The organism is Wenyingzhuangia fucanilytica, from assembly GCF_001697185.1.
In the GTDB taxonomy this organism is placed as follows: Bacteria; Bacteroidota; Bacteroidia; order Flavobacteriales; family Flavobacteriaceae; genus Wenyingzhuangia; species Wenyingzhuangia fucanilytica.
On record NZ_CP014224.1, the window covers coordinates 1,698,375 to 1,720,964 of the forward strand.

Below are 22,590 nucleotides of genomic sequence, written 5' to 3' on the forward strand. Positions count from 1 at the left end.
GCCGTTTTCTTAAAGGATTAAGTAGATTTAGTATGGTCTAATTATTCAAACGGTTCTTGGACAAAAGCCAAGAACACATAAATACCTAATAACAGATATTTAAATACCTCCCCCTCATTAGAGAATGAAAATCCATATTGCTAAAAGCGAAAAAGGTTTTTTCATTCTCTTTTTGCTTACTTTCTACAAGAATAAAACATTTGTTTTCCTTTTAAAACAATCTGTTTCCTTCCTCAAGAATCTATAAACATACTTTTGGTTTTACCGTAATTCTATTAATTAACTAAAAAACAAAGTATGATAAAAATGAAATTTACTTATGTATCCACCTTGCTTCTGATGTTTTCAGTAGCCTCGTGCAGTAACGATAGTGAAAATGAAGTAGCTATAGATACCGAAAAACCAATTATTACTTGCCAAAACAACATCCAAGTATCTATTGCCTCTACAGAAAGTAAAGCTAAAGTAGATTTTACAATTCCTACAGCCACCGATAATCAAGGTGCAACCATTACACAAACAGGAGGTTTGACTTCTGGAAAATTGTTTCCTATTGGTACAACTACCAATACCTTTCTAGCAAGAGATGCTGCAGGGAATACAGCTACTTGTAACTTTGATGTTATTGTAACAAGAGATCCCCCGTTGAGCAACAAACCTTATTTTATTGGGAGCGACCCTACACCCGTTGGTAAAAAATGGACAAAGATTGAAACCATGTCTGATGAATTTGATGGTACTGTGTTTGATGATACAAAATGGTACAGAAACCCAGCCGACGATGGGTTTAACTGGATTGGAAGAGCTCCTGGATTGTTTGAATCAGATAATGTTACCGTTAGTGATGGCAACTTAAACATAACTGTTGAAAAATTTGATTCTCCAAAAACAGTTAATGGTACTTCTTTCACTCATGGTGGTGCTATTGTTCGTTCTAAAAACCTTGCTAAACACGGTCAATATTACGAATGTAGGATGCAAGCTAATAAAACCATTATGTCATCAACATTTTGGATTGCCTTTAAACAAAACTGCAATACAGGGCCTCAAAGAAAGTTAGAATTAGATATTCAAGAATGTGTAGGTCGTGTACATAGCGGAACTTCTGATTGGGCAAAGCAATGGGACCAAACATTTTCTTCAAATACTTGGAGACACAAACAATCTTGCGATGTTAATCAATCAATACAAGCACCAGCAAAAACAGTATTAACAGAAAAAAACAATTCTAGGTTTTTTGTATATGGATGTTGGTGGAAATCACCTAATGAAATTTTGTTTTATTTAGATGGTGAATTATCACATTCCATTACAAACCCTCCTGCTGATTTTGATCTTGAAGGTCATATCACCATGGCTATAGAAACCTACGATTGGAATCCAGTGGACGAAGCAGGTAGCGTTTTTAACTCTGGTACTTTTGATGACTTAACAACCAAATACGATTGGATTAGGACTTGGAAACTAGAAGATAAATAACGTAAGTCAATATAAACAAGTAGTTTTACCTAAGAAATAAAGCAGAATACCCAACAAGTTAATTCTCTGAATTATTACCTATTGGGTATTCTGCTTTTTATTATAATTTACTCTTCTAAAAAACTTGTTAAAATAACTCTTTGTTAATCTTTCAGTTTTTCATTTTCTTTTTCAATACGTGCCTTTTGTTTTTTACTTAGACCTTGTGAAAAATAGACTTCGGGACGATGATATACATGATGTTTTTTCATTTCAGGGTCATTAACATCTAAACTTAAATCACAATCAAAACGCACTAAAATGGAGTGATTTTTAGACCATGTGGTGTAATTGATAAAATGAGAAATACCCCAAGTAATACCTCTTCCATCTTTTGTGTTTGTAAACGCATCAGGAATGTATGGGCCAGCTGCAGTAGGCATAAGTTCAACAATAGAAGCAATTTCAAAATTAACTCCATCTTTTGCAAACTGAATTGTCTTATGTTCATTACCGTCTTTAATGGTTAATGCTGCTATACCATCTTTAAACGGGAATAATGTAGTTTCATGTCCTGAAGCCAAAACTGGATTCAGTGGATTTTTTGTGAATGGCCCTAGTGGATTATCAGAAGTAGCCAAACCTTGCATACGAATTAACTCTGGATTTCCATCAAAATCAGATTTGTAATAAAGATATATTTTATCCTTATAAACCAAAGGATAAGGATCGTGAATAGAGAATTGATCCCAGGTATTCTTTGGACCATTGGGAATAATTATTTTATTGACTGCTGTCCATGGACCATCTGGCGAATCGGCATAAGATGCCAAAACCGGACAATCATCTCCTCGGGTTCCGCTGGCTTCACTAAATCCTTGGTAATACATATAAAATTTCCCCTTCCATTTTAAAATATCGGCAGTAGCTACAGAACGATGCCCTAAATGAGGTTTTGGTGGTCTAGGAATAGCTACACCTTGTTCTTCCCAAGTAAACCCATCAACACTTGTAGCATACCAAATTTCTGCCAAATCCCAATCTGCAGAAGGAATGGTATCGTTAGACATTTTTGCCCCTTTTGGTGGTGTAGGCGTTTGTCTATGTGTGTACCAAACATAATATTTTCCATTTTCAAAAATAACTTTTGAAGGATCACGACGCGTTACTGTACCATCATGATTGCTATAATCTAACCCTTTTAATGGGGTATATTTAAATTGAGTATAAAGTTCATTGTCTTCTGGTCTTGGTGTCAAATAATTGTCATAATTACGTTGCATAGATGCACTTAACGGTTGGTTTGGTTTCTCTTTGGGTAATATAAAAGGAAATGTTTGTGCGGTTATTTTACAGGGTACAAGAAGGATGCCTACTAAAATTGGCAGTAGATAACTTAATTTTAATCTTTTCATGTTTTTAATATTTATTTTTTAGGATTTACCAATGTCCAAGACCTAACCCAATTATAAGTGGTGGTTCTATCTTCTTTAGAGTAGGCCATTCCACCATCAGCTGGAACTGGATTCCAATCATAAGTTTCAACAACCATTCTTAAATACATCTCAATATCAAAATCGGATGGTGGTTTTACTTTCGATTGAAATTTACCATCTAAAAAGAAAAGTATTTCATCTTTAGACTTCCACCAAACACCATACACGTGAAAATCGTTATATACCTTTGCTCCAATAGTGGCTCCTGATTTTTCTGAACCTTTAATATAATTACAACCTTCAGGAATATTTCGACTATGTGTATTGGAATTCATGGCTTGGTCAAAATTTTTCATCCACTCAGCATCATTTGTAATTTGTCCAACGCATTCTTGTATGTCTAATTCTGTGGTTCTTTTATCACAGCCTTTTATGTTTTTTCCTTCATTTATCAACCAAAAAGTAGAAGACATAAATGTTTTATTAGCCTTCATTTCACACTCATAATAACCATAAGTCATCCCGTTTCTAGATCCAACATAACCACCTCCATGCGTAAACTCCTTATTATTTTTTATTATTGGTTTTGGCAACATGGTTGTGGTTATTTGCAAACTTCCATTTGTAACTTTTACATTATCAGCAAGAAATAATCCTGGCGCCCTACCGATCCATCCTTGACCAGATATTTGCCATTTTTCTTCATCTACCTTTGTACCATTAAACTCATCGGACATATTTTTAACCAATTTCCATTTTGTATTGTCTGGTTTTGGGTCTTCTCCATCAATAAAAGTTGGTGACTGTTGCGCAAAACATGTCATTGTAATTAATAGAATGATAACTGATAAATAGTTTTGTTTTTTTATTATTGCTTTCATTTGATTGATATTTATTTTTAAAATTATTTTGTTAGTTTCCAAGCTCTAAAATACTTTACGTGAAATTCACCATCTAATCGATTGTTATCTGGTAAAGCACCAAACCATTTGTTTGATTCACAATTAAAATTAACTTCTAAAGGCTGATGCCAATGGGTATTTTCTGCCTCACGAAATAAAACGCCATCAATATAAAAACGAATGTATTTGGCTGTCCATTCCAATCCCCAAACATGATAATCTGCTTGTAACTCCTTTGGAAAATAATATTTTTTAGTTCGTGAAAAATGTTTTTTTATGTTTCCTTGTTCTTTAGGAGATTTAAAAACATGGATATTTGAATTTAGATCATGACGATTGTATGATACTCCTGGTGCATTTTCGCATATGTCTATTTCTGTCCACCAATCTTTACCTGCATTGGTCATCCAAAAACCAGACACCCAAGGAGCATCCATTAATTTACATTCAGCTTCAAAATAACCGTATAAGAATTTATTTTTACTTTTTATAAACCCTGTAGAATGTGTAAAATATTTTGGCAAAGAATCTTTACCATGTTGATTTACCCGAATAACTAATTCATCATTTTCTATCTTTACATTAGAGTCATGAAAAAAAGTAGGTGGCCTTCCTTTCCATTTAGGATTATTGGGAAACCATAGAATTGTATTTAATTTATCCCCATTAAACTCATCTGACACCTCTTTTAACAATTTCCACTTTTTTGAGTTTTGCTGATCTGACAATGGATAACTATTGTTTATTCTATTTACTGCAGATTCAATTTTAACAGAATCCACATATTTTTTGGGAGGAATTGTTAACTCTTGTGCAAACATTGTATTAGATAAAAGCACTAAAAATATGAGAAAATAAAAATATTTTGTTTTCATTATATGATTTTTAAAATAATTGAGCTCAATCAAAATTAAGTAGCAACAATTGTGATTAGGGATAAAAACAGACATTTTAAAGCATTAAATGTTTTTATCTACCTCCTTATTTGTGTTTTGTTATAAAACTCTAGATAAACATTACTTTAAAACGTTTTTGCACAACCCTACTCTATTCCCATTTTGATTTATTTTATAAATAAAATTGACAATACATTTGTTGTTGAATATGAGGTAGGCCATCGAACTTAAAAAAAACTACAAAAGGAATAATTGTTTTATTGACACCGATTACAACCTTGTAAGCACTTACATTAACTCCGTAATTATATAATACAGAAAATAGAAATAAACAAGAGTTTTTATGGCCATCCCCTATAAACCCTAACAAAAACCATATTATTTACAAAACAAAAAACATCCAAAGAACCATATGTTCTATTAATTTCAACATTAGATATTAGAGATTAGACACTAAAACTAGAATTTAGCATTGTGTTAAATACTAAAAAATTATCATCATAAACAGTTAAATACAACATTATGCTCATAAGAAAAAAACTCTATGCTTTAGCAACCGTATCGCTTTTAATTTTTGCTTGTGGTTCTAAAAAAAACCAAAAAACAACGGAGAATAAATCTGAAAACATTCAAGTTTTTAAAGCAAATTGGGAATCTATCAAAGAAAACTATAAAGATCCAGCATGGTTCAATCAAAAGAAATTTGGAGTTTTTATTCATTGGGGAGCCTATTCAGTTCCTGCTTATGGGTCTGAATGGTATCCAAGAAATATGTATATGGATACGGCTCAATTTACCGCAGAGTTAAAACTACAAAAGACAGGGCCTAGTGATGTATATACCCATCATAAAAAAACATGGGGAAATCAAAAAGACTTTGGTTATAAAGATTTTATACCTATGTTTAAAGGTGAAAAATTTAACGCTGCAGAATGGATTGATTTATTTAAAAAAGCAGGTGCTAAATATGTAGTCCCTGTGGCAGATCATCATGATGGTTTTGCTATGTATAAATCTAACACAACTCGTTGGAATGCTGTTAACATGGGGCCTAAAAGAGATATCCTAGGAGAATTAATGAAAGAAGGTCGTTCTAAAGGAATGATTATGGGAGCCTCTTCTCATTATGCTTTTAATTGGTCTTTTTACAATAAAAAAGATCATTTTGATACTACAGATCCTAATTATGCAGATTTATATTCTAAAAAAGGAAAAGACATAAACGAACCAGTTTCTAAAGAATTTAAAGAATTGTGGTGGGCAAGAACAAAAGATTTAATTGATAATTATCAACCAGATATTTTATGGTTTGATTTTATGCTAGACACTCCTGAATGGAGAGAATATCGACCAAAACTAGCTGCGTATTACTACAATAAAGGTATCGAATGGGGAAAAGAAGTTGTGTTACAAGATAAAAATTTCTATGAACAAGCTTTTCCTGAAGGAACGGTGATTTACGATTTAGAAAGAGGAAAATTACCGGGTATTAGAAAACTACCTTGGCAAACAGACACCTCTATTGGTAAAAATTCATGGTCATATGTGAGCAATTGGGAATCAAGAACTGCTAATTCTTTAATTGATGATTTAATAGATATTGTATCAAAAAACGGGAATTTACTATTAAATGTTGGTCCAAAATCAGATGGAACTATTCCAGAAGATCAAAAACAAATTTTGTTGCAAATGGGAGAATGGTTAGATATGAATGGTGAAGCAATTTATGATACTAAATATTGGAAAACATTTGGTGAAGGGCCAACAGAAGTAGAAAAAGGACATCATTCCGAAGGTAAAAATAAAGACTTTACCGGACAAGATATTCGTTTTACACAAAAAGGAAATAAAATATATGCTATTATGATGGCTTGGCCAAAAAACAATAATGTACTTATTAAATCAGTAAAATATTCAGAAGATAAAATTTCTAAAGTAAAAATGTTAGGAAGCAATGCTGTCCTAAAATGGTCTCAAAACAACAATGGTCTTTCAGTAGAGATGCCTTCTCAGAAACCAGGAGATTTTGCTTTTGTTTTAGAATTAACCAAATAACACCAATATACCTCATGAAATACATAGTTTGTGAAAAGCCAGGAGAATTTCTATTAAAAGAAAAAGATGCTCCAATTAGAAAAGAAGGAGAAGCATTATTACAAATAAAAAAAGTTGGAATTTGTGGTACCGATTTACATGCATATTCAGGGAATCAAGCATTTTTTACCTACCCTAGAATACTAGGACATGAATTGGCTTCTGAGGTTTTAGAAATTGGAGAAAATCCCCAAGGAATTAAAGCAGGAGACAATGTGGTTGTTATGCCTTATGTAAGTTGTGGTACATGCGTTGCTTGTAGTAACGGAAAAACCAATTGTTGCACAAACATTAAAGTTTTAGGAGTCCATGCAGACGGTGGTATGCAAGAACAAATAACGGTACGACAAGATTTGTTATTACCTGCCAATAATTTAACCAACGATCAAATGGCTATTGTAGAACCTTTGGCTATTGGTGCACATGCCATTCGTAGAGCCGATGTTAAGAAAGGAGAAACTGTAGTGGTAGTTGGTTGTGGACCTATTGGAATAGGAATGGTAAAATTAGCCCAAATTGCAGGGGCAAAAGTAATTGTGTTAGATGTAAATGATGACCGATTAAAATATACCAAAGAAGAAATAGGAGCCGATTTTGTCATTAATGTAAATGATAATCCTGTTGATAGAATTGCAGAAATCACCAACGGAGATATGGCAACTGCAGTTTTTGATGCCACAGGATTTAAAGGAGCTTTAGAAGTAGGAACAGATTATATGTCTCACGGAGGACGTTATGTATTGGTAGGATTATCTAAAGGAGATTTGGTTTTTAACCATCCTAAAATTCACGCAAAAGAAACTACTGTTATGTGTAGTAGAAATGCTACAAAACAAGATTTTGAACATGTTATTAAAGTCTTAAATCAATTTCCAACGGAATCCTTTATTACTCACAATGTTCCTTTTACCAAAATGATTGAGAATTTTGATAGTTGGACAAAACCAGAAACAGGAGTTATTAAAGCAACCGTAGATTTTAATTAAGAAATCATCATGTCAGTTCAGTACGCACAAATAGATCCAAAAGACAATATTATTGTGGCTATTCAGCCTTTAGCCAAAGATACTTTTGTAAAAGTAGCCGGTCAAAGTTTACTATTAAAAGAAAACATCAAACAAAAGCACAAGTTTGCTTTACATGATTTTAAAGTAGGTGATGAAATTTTTATGTATGGAGTACTTATTGGAAAAGCCGTTTTGCCAATTTCATCAGGATGTGCCATTACCATAGAAAACGTAAAACATGCATCATCAGAATATCAAGAAAATAAAGAAAAGTATTCTTGGATAGCTCCTGATATTTCTAATTTTAAAGACAGAACCTTTAATGGTTATCATAGAAAAGATGGAAAAGTAGGAACCGCCAACTATTGGTTAGTAATTCCATTAACTTTTTGTGAAAACAGAAATATTGATGTCTTAGAAGGTGCGCTTTCAGAAAAATTAGGATACGAAACTAAAAAAGATTTTGCCGTAGATACCGATGCTTTAATCAATCAATACAAAGCCGGAGCTACAGCAGAGGAACTTTTTAACATCCCCATTATTACAACCAAAGAAGAAATGTCTAAAAATAGAGTCTTCCCAAATGTTGATGGAATTAAGTTCTTAAAACACGATGGTGGTTGTGGAGGTATTCGTCAAGATTCTGAAACCTTGTGTAGATTACTAGCTGGATATATTTCAAACCCAAATGTGGCTGGAGCTACCATTTTTAGTTTGGGTTGTCAAAATGCCCAAATAGAAATGTTGCAAAATGCAATTAAGGACATTGCTCCTAATTGCGATAAACCAGTACATTACTTAGAACAACAACAAAGTAAGAGTGAACGTGCTTTGATTGAAGAAGCAGTTAAGCATACTTTTATTGGCTTAACAGAAGCTAATAAAATTACGAGACAACCAGCTCCATTAAGTAAATTGGTTTTAGGATTAGAGTGTGGTGGGTCAGATGGATTCTCTGGAATTTCTGCAAATCCTGCATTAGGATATGCTTCTGATTTATTAGTAGCTTTAGGTGGTTCTCCGGTTTTGTCAGAATTTCCAGAATTAAATGGTGTAGAACAAGACATTATTAATAGATGTGTTACAGAACAGGACGCAAAAAAGTTCTACAATATTATGAGAGCTTATTCAGCAGCAGCTGTAGCTGTGGGTTCTGGTTTTGAAAACAACCCTTCTCCAGGAAATATTAAAGATGGTTTAATTACCGATGCGATGAAATCTGCCGGAGCAGCCAAAAAAGGAGGAACTTCTCCTGTGGTAGAAGTGTTAGATTATACTGAGCAAGTAACCAAACCAGGATTAAATTTACTGTGTACACCAGGTAACGATGTTGAATCTACAACAGGTTTGGTTGGTTCAGGATGTAATGTTGTGGTGTTTACTACAGGTTTAGGAACTCCCACTGGAAATCCTGTAGCTCCTGTGTTAAAAATGTCAAGCAATACCAATTTGTATGAACGTATGAATGACATCATCGACATCAATGCTGGAACGGTTATTACAGGTGAGGATACGATTCAAACCATGGGAGAAAAAATATTAGATCATGTAATTAGCATAGCAAGTGGAGAAACTCCATCCAAAGCAGTATTGCATGGACATAACGATTTTATTCCTTGGAAAAGAGGGGTTTCTTTATAAAACAAGATATTAAAATGAAAATATTAAATAGAACAACAGCAAACAAACCTGTTCAACACCCTGTACGTGTGATGCAGTTTGGAGGAGGTAACTTTTTAAGAGCCTTTTGCGATTGGATGTTTGATGTGTTGAACAAAACAACAGATTTTAACGGAAGTGTTGCTGTAATAAAACCTACCAAGAGAGGTGATTATACAGAGTTAAGAACACAAGAAGGTTTGTTTCATGTAGCTTTAGATGGAGTTAGGAATGGAACATTAGTTTCAGAAGTTACTTTGGTAGAGTCTGTAAGGAAAGTGATTCAACCTTATACAGAATGGAACGAATATTTGGCTTTGGCAGAAGCCCCTGAAATGCGTTTTATAGTGTCTAACACTACTGAAGCTGGAATTAAATTTTCTGATACAGACAAACAAATAGATTGTCCTCCGCATGAATTTCCTGCAAAATTAACCCTGTGGTTACACCATAGATTTACTCATTTTAATGGAGCTGCAGACAAAGGTTGTATATTATTGCCTTGTGAGTTGATTGAGAATAATGGTGTAGCATTACAAAGAACCATTTTAGAATATATAAAGTTTTGGAATTTAGGTCAAGAGTTTGCAGCATGGATTGTAAATCACAATTATTTCTGTAGCACTTTGGTAGATAGAATTGTTTCTGGATTTCCAGAAGCTAGAAAACTTGAAATTGCTACACAAATTGGTTTTAATGACGATTTATTAGTCGCTGGAGAAGATTATCATAGTTGGGTAATTAAAGGGCCTAAATTGGTGCAAAATGAATTGCCATTTGACAAAACAGATTTAAACGTTCAGTTTGTAGACGATTTGTCTGATTATAGAGAAATGAAAGTTCGTGTATTAAACGGAGCACATACTTCTTTAGTTCCTGTAGGATATTTATCAGGATTAAGAACCGTAAAAGAAAGTATGGATGATGCTTTGGTGAGCAATCATGTTTTACAAGTATTGTCATCAGAAATAAAACCAACCTTAACCAATTTTTCAGAAAGTGAAGTAGATGCATTTATTAATGCGGTTATAGATCGTTTTAAGAACCCAACATTAAAACACTTTTTATTGGCCATCTCTTTAAATAGCACCTCTAAATTTCAAGCAAGATTATTACCTGCTTTTAGAGAATATACTGCCTTAAACGGAACTTTTCCTAAACGTATTGCTTTTTCATTAGCTTGTATGATTCGTTTTTACAAAGGAAGCTTTAACAACGAAACTATTGAGATAAATGATGATGTGCAAGCATTAGAATTCTTTAAAACAGAATGGAATAAGGTAAATGATGGAAGTCAGACTTTAGAAGCATTAGTACAACATACTTTGGCAAATAAAACAATTGTGGGTGATGATTTGTCTACCTACAAAGGATTGGTTGCTTTTGTAACAGATAAAATTCAAGAAATAGAAAATAAAGGAGTGAAATATTGCCTTGAAAATTTATAAAACTGATTTATGAATATAGATTCACATCAACATTTTTGGAAATACGAACCCGTAAAACATAGTTGGATAGACGATGAAATGGCGGTTATTCGTAAAGATTTTATGCCGTCAGATTTAAAAAAAATTTATCAAAAAAACAACATAGATGGATGTGTGGCTGTACAAGCAGATCAAACATTAGCAGAAACAGATTTCTTGTTAGACTTAGCTACGAAAAACGATTTTATCAAAGGAATTGTTGGCTGGGTAGATTTTAGAGCAGATAATATTGATGAAGTACTAAAACATTACAGTCAGTTTGATAAAGTAAAAGGGTTTCGTCATGTAGTTCAAGGAGAAGCAGATCATAATTTTTTGTTAAGACCTAATTTTCTAAACGGAATAGCTAAGCTAGAACAATACAATTTTACCTACGATATTTTGGTGTTTCCACATCAATTAGGAGCGGTGTTAGAATTTGTACAAGCATTTCCAAATATCAAATTTGTGATAGATCATATTGCAAAACCTTACATTAAAGATGGTTATTATGATGGTTGGGCATTACTTATGAAAGAAATAGCAAGCCACCCTAATGTATATTGCAAATTATCTGGAATGATTACCGAAGCAGATTACAAATCATGGACTTACAACCAATTACTACCATATATGAACTTGGTTTTAGATGCATTTGGAACAGATAGAATTTTATTCGGATCTGATTGGCCTGTGTGTTTGGTTGCAGGGAATTATGAAAAAGTAAAAAAAATAACCACCGATTTTATTGCACAATTAACCATAGAAGAGCAGCAAGCTATTATGGGATTAAACGCTGTAAAATTTTACAATTTATAAAGAAGTAAAAGATGGATTTAAAATTAAAAGATAAAGTAGTTGTAGTAACAGGAGCTGCAGGGATTAAAGGAAGTATAGGAGAAACCATTGTTCAATCTTTGGCCAATGAAGGTGCTATTCCTGTAATTGTTTGTAGAAATGACAGAGGTTTTGGTTATGAAAAAGAATTGCAAGACAGAGGTATTGATGCTTTGTTTGTAAAAACTGATTTATCTGATTATAAACAAATAGAAGCAGCAGCTAAAGTTATTGAAAAAAAATACGGAAAAATTGATGCCTTAATTAACAATGTGGGGGTGAATGATGGGGTTGGTTTAGAAGGTTCTATGGAGGATTTTATGTATTCTTTAAAATTAAATATGGTAAGCTATTTTGCCATGACTAAATATTGTTTACCAATGCTTAAAAAAGCAAAAGGGAATATTTTAAATATTGGGTCTAAAGTAGCCTTAACTGGACAAGGAGCAACTTCAGGGTACGCAGCTTCAAAAGGAGGAATATTTGGTTTGACTCGTGAGTGGGCTGTTGATTTAATTAAATTTGGGATTCGTTCTAATGCAATTGTCATTGCAGAGAGTTGGACTCCAGCTTATGATGCTTGGATCAAAACTTTAGAAAATGGAGAAGAAAAATTAAATTCAATTGTAGAAAAGATTCCATTAGAAAACAGAATGACTATGCCTGATGAAATAGCTGATCAATGCCTATTTACTATTTCAGAAAAATCATCACACACTACAGGACAATTTATTACTGTTGATGGAGGTTATGTACATTTAGACAGATCTCTATTAACAGAATAATCTTTGTTTTAACTTTTTAAGTACATATGATACTATTTATTGTGATTAAAACTTTGCAATCAGCAACTTGAACTAATTTAAAAATATATGAATATTACAACTAAAAAGTCTGTGGTAAGCAAGGAATTGTTATTTCCGTTTATCATCATTACCTCTTTATTTGCTTTGTGGGGAATAGCAAATGATTTAACCAATCCGATGGTCTCTGCCTTTAAAAAAGTAATGCCAGAATTATCTAATATGCAAGCATCGTTAGTACAGTTTGCATTTTACTTTGGTTATTTTTTTATGGCTTTACCCGCAGCGTTATTTATTAGAAAATTTAGTTATAAATCAGGAATTCTTTTAGGTTTAGGTTTGTATGCTATTGGAGCCTTTTTATTTTATCCTGCTGCAGCTTTTCAGGAATTTAATTATTTTTTAGTCTCTCTTTGGATTATTACTTGTGGTTTGGCATTTTTAGAAACCACTTCTAATCCTTTAATCTTAGCTTTAGGAGATAAAGAAACCGCAACACAACGTTTAAATTTAGCTCAAGCTTTTAATCCAATAGGTTCTTTAATGGGAATGATTGTAGCGCAACAATTTGTGATTTCTGCATTAAGATCTGATGATAAAAATGAAACTGGAGAATTGGTTTATGATACCTTGTCTGAATCTGCTAAAGCAATAGTAAGAGAAAATGATTTGGGAGTAATTAGTGTTCCTTATATCATTTTAGGATTGGTTGTATTGGCGATAACAGTAGTAATTATTTTTACAAAAATTCCTAAAACTGCAGAGGAAGATAAAATGAGTTTATCGGAATCTTTTAAAATATTATTTACTAATAATAATTATGTTCAAGGAGTTATTGCTCAAGCATTTTATGTGGGAGCGCAAATTATGTGTTGGACATATATTTTTCAATACGTAGATAATATTAATGAGAGTTTACCAGAAAATGAAGCATTAACTGCTACTTGGTTTAACGTAGCAGCCATGGTTATCTTTTTATCAGGTAGATGGATTGGAACAGGAATGATGAAAACAATGAATCCTTCTAGAGTCTTAATGATGTTTGGTTTTGGAGGTGTTATATTTGCGGCAGGTGCTATTTTATTACCCGGAACTGTAGGATTATATTCTTTGGTATTAATTTCTTTGTTTATGTCTATTATGTTTCCAACTATTTACGGAATTGCCTTAAAAGATATGGGAGATGAAGCTAAAATTGGATCTGCGGGTTTAGTTATGGCCATTGTAGGTGGTGCATTAATGCCAGTATTACAAGGAAGTATTTTAGATTGGGGAGGATCAGGATTTTCTGATATAAAAATCCTAGGATATATTCCTGAAGTAAATTTCTCTTTTATTTTACCATTAATTTGTTTGACCGTGGTTACTAGATACGGTTATATAACCTATAAAAAATCAAAATAAATGAGTACAAAAAGATTTTGTTTGACTTGCGATTTAAAAGATGACTCTAAGTTAATAGCTGAATATAAAGAGTACCATGCGGCAGGTAATGCTTGGCCAGAAATTACAAAAAGCATTAAAGATGCTGGAATTGTTGATATGCAAATTTATTTGTCTGGAAATAGGATGTTTATGATTATGGAATGTAACGAAACTTTTGATCCAAATAAAAAAGCTGAAATGGATGCTAACAATCCTAAAGTGCAAGAGTGGGAACAATTAATGTGGAAATATCAACAAGCTCTTCCTTGGGCTAAAAATGGAGAAAAATGGATTGAAATGGAAAAAGTGTTTCAATTATAAATCCGCTATTACCACAAAGTATCTATTTTTAAAGGCTCAGAATTAAATTTTAATTCTGAGCCTTTTTATTATTTTACTTTTGAACCTTGTGGCCTATAACCAGATAAATTACATATTTATTCTGTTTGGTCTTTACGATCACTTTGTCTAACATATTCACTTGGAATAACTCCAAATTGCTTTTTAAAACACTTGGCAAAATAAGAAGCTGTATTAAACCCTGTCATATACATAATCTCTTTTACCGATAAATCACTTTGTTCAAATAGCTGAACAGCTCTTTTTAAACGAATATTTCTAATAAATTCACTAGAAGACAATCCTGTAATTTCTTTAAACTTTAAGTATAAATTACTTCGACTATGCCCCATTTCTTTAACCAACATTTCTACACTAAAATCTGTATTCATCATGTGTTTCTCAACAATATCAATCGCTTGTTGTAAAAAAAGTTCATCTGTAGAAGTTACTGTTACTTCTTTTGGTTGTAAATTAATTTCACGATTAAAACGCTTTCTTAATATATCTCTGTTCTTAATAATGTTCTTTAACTTTATTTTTAACAGTTCAGTATCAAAAGGTTTTCTTATATAGTCATCGGCTCCATTTTTTAGCCCTTTTAATTCGCTTTCTTGTGAAATTTTTGCAGTTAACATAATCACTGGAATATGACTTGTTGTTTTGGTTGTTTTTAGTTTTTCACAAAACTGAAGTCCATCCATTATTGGCATTAATAAATCTGTAATAATAATATTAGGAATCACTTTACTAGCTACATTAAACCCTTCTTCCCCATTCTCGGCTTCATAAATTTCATATTCCTTACCTAACACTTGTTTAATAAAAGATCTAATATCAGCATTGTCATCTACAATTAATAAAATAGGTAATTTAGATCTTGATTTTGTGATATTATCATCTAATAACTCATCATTAATATCTATGGCAAAAGATTCTTTTTCAGAAGACCTCATTAAAAAATCACCATCCGTTTCTTCTTTACAAACAATTTCTGGAACATTTAAATATGTTACTTTATCCATAGGTAATTTAACAATAAACTGAGTCCCTTCATTTTCATTACTTATGGCTTGTATTGTACCTCTATGAAGCTCTACCAAGCTTTTTGTAAAAGCCAAACCAATACCAGCACCCTGAGGATTATTTTTATGCTTATCTTCCTCAATATAAAATCTTTCAAAAATATTCTGCAATCTATTTTCTGAGATACCTTCTCCAGAATCGATCACTTTTATAATAACAACCGATGTATTATCAATCTCTTTACCATCAGAAATTTCAACCACAACAGTACCATGTTCAGGAGTAAACTTAAAAGCATTAGAAAGTAAGTTATTTATGATTTTTTCTAACGCCGTATGATCAAACCAACTTATTATATTTTGATTTGAGGCTTTTACCTGAAAATCTATAACTTGTTTATGAGATAAAAATTGGAAAGGTTCTGCCACTTCTTTTATAAAAGTAACAATGTTACTTTTACGTACCACCAAACTCATCTTTCCTTGGTTAATTTTTCTAAAATCTAACAATTGATTTACCAAACGCATTAAATAACTAGAGTTTTTTTGCATTAAGGCATATTGCTCTTGCAATTCTTTTTGATTTAAATTTTCTCCATTTTTTTGCAAAAACTCTATTGGTCCTTTTATTAATGTCAATGGAGTTCTAAATTCATGAGAAATATTGGTGAAAAATTCAAGTTTTATTCTTTGCAATTCTTCGTTTTTCTCATTCTCTAAATGATTAAGTTCTAATTGATGTTTTTTTGTTGTTTTAATGATGGTAAACCTTCTATACAACAACAACACTAAAACAAATAAAAGAAGATATACAACATATGCTATTTTTGTTAAGTAAAAAGGAGGTATTACCTCAATTTTAAGTTCTTTAGGGGTTGAATCCCATATTCCATCATTATTTGATGCTTTTACCTTTAATGTATAAGTTCCTGGTGCTATATTGGTATATGTTGCAAAACGTTTTTTTGAAGTTGTATATATCCAGTCTTTATCAAACCCCTCTAACATATATGCAAATTTATTTTTTAGAGGAGCAGCATAATGAAGTGCTGCAAATTCAAAAGAAAAACTATTTTCACTATACTTTAATTCGATTTCTTGAATATCATTAATTGCTTTATTAAGCAAAATTCTCCCGTTTATTTCATCTCCAATTTTAACCGGTTTGTTGGTTATGGAGAGTTCAGTAATCACCGTTTCAGCTTCATAACTATTATCTATAATATCTTCTGGATAAAACACATTAAATCCATTAATCCCCCCAAAAAGCATTTCTCCATTTTTTCGTTTTAAACGAGCTAATTCCTGAAACTCATTGTTTTGTAAACCATCATTTACATCATAGTTTTTAAAAGTTTCTTGTTTTGGATTAAATTTAGAAAGTCCTTTATTTGTTGATAGCCACAGGTTGTGATGATCATCTTCTAAAATACCTTTTATAATATTATTTGGAAGACCATTATGATCGTCATAAGTAATAAAATGACCTAATTTTCCGTTTGTTGAGGGAATATATTTATTAAGGCCACCTCCAAAAGTACCAATCCACATCACACTGTCTTTAGATTCGTATAGTTCTAAAATATAATTATGACTAATACTTTCTTTATTTTCTGACTGATGCTTAAATGATTGAAATTTTGGTTTTGATAAAGAGATTTCTTTTTGAGGTAATAAGCTTAATCCATCTGCCGTTGCAAACCATATGTTTTTTTTACTGTCTTCATAAATATTACGAATAATATTACTAGAAATACTTGAAGAATCTTTATTTGAATGAAAAAACACTTCCTTTTTATATGGAGTATCATCTCCTTGGTACAACCATCGATGTAATCCTCCGTTATAAGTACCTATCCAAACATTTTTATGGCTATCTTCTAAAATGGAAAAAACACTATGAGTAATATCTTTTTCTTCTTTAATATTCTTTTCATTGATATTGTTGGGGTCTGAAATATCTAAAATAAATAACCCTGGTGTAGATTCAGCTCCGATAAATATTTTTTTATCGTTTCCTTTTTTTATCTCTGCTAAAGCAAATGGCTTTAAAATAGATTCGAAAGTTTTAAAATGATTATAATTTTCATCAATATTTTCTTTTAAAATCATGTTTAAACCTCCTCCTTCTGTACCAATCCACAACGTACCGTTACTATCTTCAAACATCGCTCTAATCTTGTCATAACTAAGGCTTTTAGGATCTAGTGTTTTTCTGATATGTCTAAAATGTTTTCTGTCAGGATCAAACTTATTAACTCCTCCTCCATTGGTACCTACCCATACAATTCCTGTATGATCTACAAATAAAGATTTTACAATATTTTTACTAATACTGTTAGGGTTACGTGGATTATAAACATAACGATCTTTAAGCTCTGGAAGCTTATTTTTATTAGTACTATTAAAATACAGAAGTCCGTTATTTGTTCCTGCCCATATGTGATTATCTAAAATAGCGATGACGTTAAAAAATCCATCACAAACTTTATTAGTTTTGTGAGACTCCTCATTTCCATCAAGTAAAAACAACCCTTTATTACTACCTATTATTAATCTTCCATAAGTATCTTCATTTATACTTCTAATAGACAAATTAGGTAATCCTATTTTCTCATTTATTAGTTTAAAATAAACTTCGCCATTGTTATCTCTAGACAACTTATACAGTCCATCTGTCCCGCCTATCCATAATTGATTTTTACTGTCTTCAAATATTGAAAAAATGGTGTTTTTATCTTTATTAAAAACTAATTTTTCTTGGTTAATATTAAAATGTTTAAAGCTTACATCGTCAAGAGGTTTATTAAGATCTAACAAATTTATTCCATCATTAGTACCTATCCATAACATGTTATTTTTATCTAAATAAAGAGCAGTTATATGGTTACTACTTAGGCTTTTTGAATTTCCTTCTTCGTGAGTAAAATGAGTAAACGTTTCTAGTGTTTTATTAAAATAGTTTAATCCATTTCCTGTAGTACCCAACCATAAATCTCCATTATTATCAGCAGTTAGTGCATAAATTAAATTACTATTTATACTTTTTGAGTTTTTAGAATCTGGATTATAAACCTTAAAACCATATCCATCATATTTATTTAATCCATCATGAGTTGCAATCCACATAAACCCCTGATTATCTTGATATATACTATTAACATCATTTTGAGACAAACCATTATTAGTGGTTAGATGTTGAAAATAAATAGGAGTCTGTGCTATTAATTTACTTTGAGAACAGAATAAACATATAACGATTAAAAAAATGAATTTTGAAATAATTTTGTGCATAATGTAAAGTCTATATTCAAATATATTATTTAAATGACATCTAGCACTTTATTTTAAACTGATAAATGATTAAAAAACCATTTACATCACAATTAAAACCATATGTTTCACTCTGTTCCTATGTAGTTAAAGTAGGCAACGATTTTAGGTTATTCAAAATCATCAAAAACAATATTGAATTTTTGATTTGAAATTTACAGAGGTTATGATTTTACAGTTTGTTAATAAAAACATTAACACAAAAAACCTTATAAACATAACGTTCATAAGGTTTAAAATTCGCAGAGAGGAAGGGATTCGAACCCTCGGTACAGTTACCCATACACTACCTTTCCAGGGTAGCTCTTTCGACCACTCAGACACCTCTCTAATTAGGTTTGCAAATAAACAAAATGTATGCTATATAAAACAAGCGTTTTGAGTAAAACTAACAAATGTTTTACAAATGCGATTATACCACATACATGAGCCATTATTTTGTGAGTAAACAAAACACTATTCATCATGGAAAAAATAATAAAAGAATTGGCTAAAGATTACATAAGCGCATCATTACTTGGATACATTATTGGAATTGTTATCGCTATTGGCTTAGTTATAAAAGCCTGTTATACAAGAAATCCTAAAATTGAAGAGTTCAGAGCTAAGATCAACAAAGAATTTGAAATAAAAACTAAAGAAAAGAGATTAGAAAGAGAAAAACTCATCAAAGAATGCTACGAAATGATTGAAAAAGAGAATAAAAAATAATGCTATATAGTCCTATATCTTTTTTATAATAAGATATTAAAATGGTATTTTTAGTTTTCTTAAAACAAAGAATATGAAACAAGTAAATTGGGGAATTATTGGCGTTGGGAGTGTTTGCGAAGTAAAGAGTGCTCCTGCCATGTATAAAACACCAAACTCAACTGTAATTTCGGTGATGCGTAGAGATGCTGAAAAAGCAAAGGACTATGCCCATAGACACCATATTCCTGAATGGACTACCAATGCGGATGAAATTATCAATCATCCAGACATCAATGCTGTGTACATAGCAACTCCTCCCAAATACCACAAAGCCTATGCTCTAAAAGTTGCCGAGGCTGGAAAAGCTTGTTACATAGAAAAGCCAATGGCCATTACACATCAGGAGTGTGTAGAAATTGAAAAAGCTTTTAAAGAAAAGAACTTACCTTTATTTATTGCCTACTACAGAACTTGTTTACCAAATTTCTTAAAAGCAAAAGAATTAATAGACAATGGAACCATTGGTACTTTGTTAAATGTACAAATCAACCTAACAAAGCCTTTAGATGTGGTTGATGAAAACTATGTAAAAAACAACTGGAGAGTAAATCCTAAAATGGCAGGTGATGGATATTTTTATGATTTAGGTTCTCATCAAATTAATATTTTAGAATTTTTAATAGGAAGTATTGATCATGTACAAGGATTAGCCATCAATCAATCTAAAATACACAAGTCTAACGACGTGGTGGCTGCCAATATATTATTTAAAAACAATGTAATAGGTTCTTGTTTTTGGGCTTTTAACAACAGTATTAGCACCAGACGTGATGAATTAATCATCAACGGAACCAAAGGAAACATCAAACTAGCATGTTTTAACGACAATCCTGTATTATTAACAATGGCGGATGGAAGTCAACAAGTATTTGAAATTAATTATCCTGAACATGTACAGCAGCCTTTAATAACATCCATTGTCAACGATTTAATCAACAACACCAATCACACCTATAGTACAGGAAAAATTGGAGCCAAAACCAATTATTGGATAGAACAAATTAGTGGTTTACTATCCTCATAATACACCCCCCTTAAAAAATCAATCAACATGAAATTAGCTATTAAAACATTATTATTTTTTACCCTTTGCTTTACCATAAATATTACTCAAGCTCAAACCCCAACAGAAAAAGCCAATAAAATAGCTTTAAAAGTAATGGAACAAATGGGAGGTGTAGAAAACTGGAACAACGTACATTATATAAAATGGGATTTTGGAAAAAGGACTTTACATTGGGATAAATGGACAGGAAATGTTCGTGTTGAAAACCCTGGCCAAAATTTAGTTGTTTTGGTAAACATTAATACCCTAAAAGGAAAAGCTTTTAAAAATGGAGAAGTTATCACTGATTTAAATGAATTAAATAAACTTTTAACGCAAGGAAGAAAATGGTGGATTAATGATTCTTATTGGCTAACCATGCCATGGAAATTATTAGACCCAGGGGTGAGTTTAACCTATTTAAAAACTGAGAAACTTCCAAATAAAAACACTGCAGATGTCTTACAAATGACTTTTGAAAATGTGGGAGTGACTCCAGAAAATAAATATTGGGTATATGTAGACCAACAAGAAAACTTAGTAAAACAATGGGCGTTTTTTAAAAGTTTTAATGATGAAAAACCACGTTTTACCAAAGCTTGGGATAATTATCAAACAACAGGAAACATCTTATTATCGTTCGATAGAAGTCAAGGAGCTGGTGGACCTAAAAATGTAATTGTAAAGCAACAATTCAACTCAAATCTTTTTACCGATTTGTAAAATAGCTTAACCTGTAGTGTATTGTCAGTTTGAGTGATTTTTCAAAATGAAATGAAGAAAAATAGTATCGAAAACGATTTTGTTTATGATATAAATCTCTCTATATATATTTCCAGCTTTATCAAGCTAAAAATTTACTCAACTTAATATTATACACTCCAAATACACAATGTTTTTTTTAAGTTAATGCTTCTCTTTACGACTAAGTACTTAACTTTAAACGAGTGTTAAAGAATTTGTTTTAAAAGGATTTTCTATGAATAAAAGAGATAGTGCCTATACTGGTTTTGTTTTTAAAAAATACGAAGCTCCAGAACTTTCTGTGTTTGATAAGTTGTTAGACATTTTTAAAGAAGTCATTACCCATACTTCTGGTGATGTTGATGAGGCTTTTGACTGGCTTGAACAATTAGACAAAACGTATGAAATCACCACACCAGAATATACTTTAGAAGATTTTAAACGCGATTTGTTTGAAAAAGGATTTATACAAGAACGCACCAAACCCGATGGAAATTCTGGAATAGGAATTACAGCCAAAACAGAAAGAGCCATTCGTCAACGTGCCTTGAATCAAATTTTTGGAAAGCTTAAAAAATCAGGATCAGGAAATCACAATACTAAAAAAATAGGTACAGGTGATGAAACCACAGGAGAAACCAGAGCGTATCAATTTGGAGATGGGTTAGACAATGTGTCTATGACAGAAAGTATCCGTAATGCTCAAATCAACAACGGAATTAGCAATGGTTTTCAATTAACAGAAGAAGATTTGGTGGTGAATGAAACCACTCACAAATCACAAATGAGTACAGTTTTGATGATTGACATTAGCCACAGTATGATTTTGTATGGAGAAGACAGAATTACGCCAGCCAAAAAAGTTGCCATGGCCTTGGCAGAACTTATTACCACACGTTACCCAAAAGATACTTTAGATATTATTGTTTTTGGAAATGATTCTTGGCGAATTTCCATTCAAGACCTACCCTATTTACAAGTGGGTCCTTACCATACCAATACAGTGGCTGGGTTAGAATTGGCTATGGATTTGTTAAGACGTAAAAAAAACACCAACAAACAAATTTTTATGATTACCGATGGAAAACCAAGTTGCTTGCGTTTGCCCGATGGAAGATATTATAAAAACAGTAACGGATTAGACCAACATATTGTTCGTAAATGTTACGACAAAGCGAGTCAGGCACGTAAACTCCACATTCCCATTACTACTTTTATGATTGCTCAAGATCATTATTTAATGCAATTTGTAAGAGCCTTTACACAAGCAAACCAAGGAAAAGCCTTTTACACAGGTTTACAAGGATTGGGAGAAATGATTTTTGAAGATTACGAACAAAACAGAAAAAAAAGAATTAAAGGATAATG

Annotated in this window: 17 protein-coding genes and 1 tRNA gene; 13 read left to right on the forward strand and 5 right to left on the reverse strand. The window is 31.9% G+C overall.

Annotation, left to right across the window (positions count from 1 at the left end; all coding sequences use genetic code 11):
* The first annotated feature begins 297 nt into the window (after positions 1–297).
* Positions 298–1,479: an HYR domain-containing protein gene (locus AXE80_RS06940; RefSeq protein ID WP_068825731.1), complete on the forward strand. Its 1,182-nt coding sequence runs from the start codon at positions 298–300 to the stop codon at positions 1,477–1,479.
* Positions 1,480–1,622: 143 nt separating this feature from the next.
* Here the strand turns inward: AXE80_RS06940 and AXE80_RS06945 are convergent, their stop codons facing one another.
* From AXE80_RS06945 to AXE80_RS06955, 3 genes are read right to left on the reverse strand one after another with little or no spacing between them, the layout of a single operon-like run.
* The gene (locus AXE80_RS06945) at positions 1,623–2,873 is read right to left on the reverse strand and encodes a glycoside hydrolase family 117 protein (protein ID WP_068825732.1); all 1,251 of its coding nucleotides are present in this window, start codon (positions 2,871–2,873) and stop codon (positions 1,623–1,625) included.
* Positions 2,874–2,884: 11 nt separating this feature from the next.
* Positions 2,885–3,775 (reverse strand): family 16 glycosylhydrolase, encoded by an 891-nt coding sequence (locus AXE80_RS06950; protein ID WP_068828752.1) that lies wholly within the window; start codon positions 3,773–3,775, stop codon positions 2,885–2,887.
* A gap of 23 nt (positions 3,776–3,798) precedes the next feature.
* Positions 3,799–4,671: a family 16 glycosylhydrolase gene (locus AXE80_RS06955; protein WP_068825734.1), complete on the reverse strand. Its 873-nt coding sequence runs from the start codon at positions 4,669–4,671 to the stop codon at positions 3,799–3,801.
* 543 nt (positions 4,672–5,214) lie between these two features.
* Between AXE80_RS06955 and AXE80_RS06965 the strand changes: the two genes are divergently transcribed.
* The 8 genes from AXE80_RS06965 to AXE80_RS07000 all read left to right on the forward strand — a co-directional run bounded on the left by AXE80_RS06965 (position 5,215) and on the right by AXE80_RS07000 (position 14,304).
* Positions 5,215–6,747: an alpha-L-fucosidase gene (locus tag AXE80_RS06965; protein ID WP_068825739.1), complete on the forward strand. Its 1,533-nt coding sequence runs from the start codon at positions 5,215–5,217 to the stop codon at positions 6,745–6,747.
* A gap of 14 nt (positions 6,748–6,761) precedes the next feature.
* Positions 6,762–7,772, forward strand: coding sequence for a zinc-binding alcohol dehydrogenase family protein (locus tag AXE80_RS06970; protein WP_068825740.1), 1,011 nt, complete (start codon positions 6,762–6,764; stop codon positions 7,770–7,772).
* A gap of 9 nt (positions 7,773–7,781) precedes the next feature.
* A complete protein-coding gene (locus AXE80_RS06975; protein WP_068825742.1) occupies positions 7,782–9,434 on the forward strand; it encodes a UxaA family hydrolase in 1,653 nt (550 codons plus the stop codon).
* A gap of 14 nt (positions 9,435–9,448) precedes the next feature.
* Positions 9,449–10,900, forward strand: a complete 1,452-nt coding sequence (locus AXE80_RS06980; RefSeq protein WP_068825744.1) for a tagaturonate reductase — start codon at positions 9,449–9,451, stop codon at positions 10,898–10,900.
* A 9-nt stretch (positions 10,901–10,909) separates the two neighbouring features.
* On the forward strand, positions 10,910–11,737 hold the full coding sequence (locus AXE80_RS06985) for an amidohydrolase family protein (RefSeq protein WP_068825746.1): 828 nt from the start codon (positions 10,910–10,912) through the stop codon (positions 11,735–11,737).
* An 11-nt stretch (positions 11,738–11,748) separates the two neighbouring features.
* Positions 11,749–12,540 (forward strand): SDR family oxidoreductase, encoded by a 792-nt coding sequence (locus tag AXE80_RS06990; RefSeq protein WP_068825748.1) that lies wholly within the window; start codon positions 11,749–11,751, stop codon positions 12,538–12,540.
* A gap of 87 nt (positions 12,541–12,627) precedes the next feature.
* Positions 12,628–13,962 (forward strand): L-fucose:H+ symporter permease, encoded by a 1,335-nt coding sequence (gene fucP / locus AXE80_RS06995; RefSeq protein WP_068825750.1) that lies wholly within the window; start codon positions 12,628–12,630, stop codon positions 13,960–13,962.
* Complete coding sequence (locus tag AXE80_RS07000) at positions 13,963–14,304, forward strand: L-rhamnose mutarotase (RefSeq protein ID WP_068825752.1); 342 nt, start codon at positions 13,963–13,965, stop codon at positions 14,302–14,304. It abuts the gene before it with no gap.
* Positions 14,305–14,420: 116 nt separating this feature from the next.
* On the opposite strand, the gene AXE80_RS07005 is transcribed toward AXE80_RS07000, so the two are convergent.
* Both AXE80_RS07005 and AXE80_RS07010 read right to left on the reverse strand, forming a co-directional pair.
* The gene (locus AXE80_RS07005; RefSeq protein WP_068825754.1) at positions 14,421–18,641 is read right to left on the reverse strand and encodes a hybrid sensor histidine kinase/response regulator transcription factor; all 4,221 of its coding nucleotides are present in this window, start codon (positions 18,639–18,641) and stop codon (positions 14,421–14,423) included.
* Between the two features lie 282 nt (positions 18,642–18,923).
* Positions 18,924–19,010 (reverse strand) — tRNA-Ser (locus AXE80_RS07010).
* A 135-nt stretch (positions 19,011–19,145) separates the two neighbouring features.
* On the opposite strand from AXE80_RS07010, the gene AXE80_RS07015 reads away from it, so the two are divergent.
* The 4 genes from AXE80_RS07015 to AXE80_RS07030 all read left to right on the forward strand — a co-directional run bounded on the left by AXE80_RS07015 (position 19,146) and on the right by AXE80_RS07030 (position 22,588).
* On the forward strand, positions 19,146–19,391 hold the full coding sequence (locus AXE80_RS07015) for a hypothetical protein (RefSeq protein ID WP_068825756.1): 246 nt from the start codon (positions 19,146–19,148) through the stop codon (positions 19,389–19,391).
* A gap of 73 nt (positions 19,392–19,464) precedes the next feature.
* The gene (locus tag AXE80_RS07020; protein ID WP_068825760.1) at positions 19,465–20,457 is read left to right on the forward strand and encodes a Gfo/Idh/MocA family protein; all 993 of its coding nucleotides are present in this window, start codon (positions 19,465–19,467) and stop codon (positions 20,455–20,457) included.
* A gap of 27 nt (positions 20,458–20,484) precedes the next feature.
* The gene (locus tag AXE80_RS07025) at positions 20,485–21,201 is read left to right on the forward strand and encodes a hypothetical protein (protein ID WP_237340598.1); all 717 of its coding nucleotides are present in this window, start codon (positions 20,485–20,487) and stop codon (positions 21,199–21,201) included.
* A gap of 256 nt (positions 21,202–21,457) precedes the next feature.
* On the forward strand, positions 21,458–22,588 hold the full coding sequence (locus AXE80_RS07030; RefSeq protein ID WP_068825763.1) for a vWA domain-containing protein: 1,131 nt from the start codon (positions 21,458–21,460) through the stop codon (positions 22,586–22,588).
* The last annotated feature ends 2 nt before the right edge of the window (positions 22,589–22,590 follow it).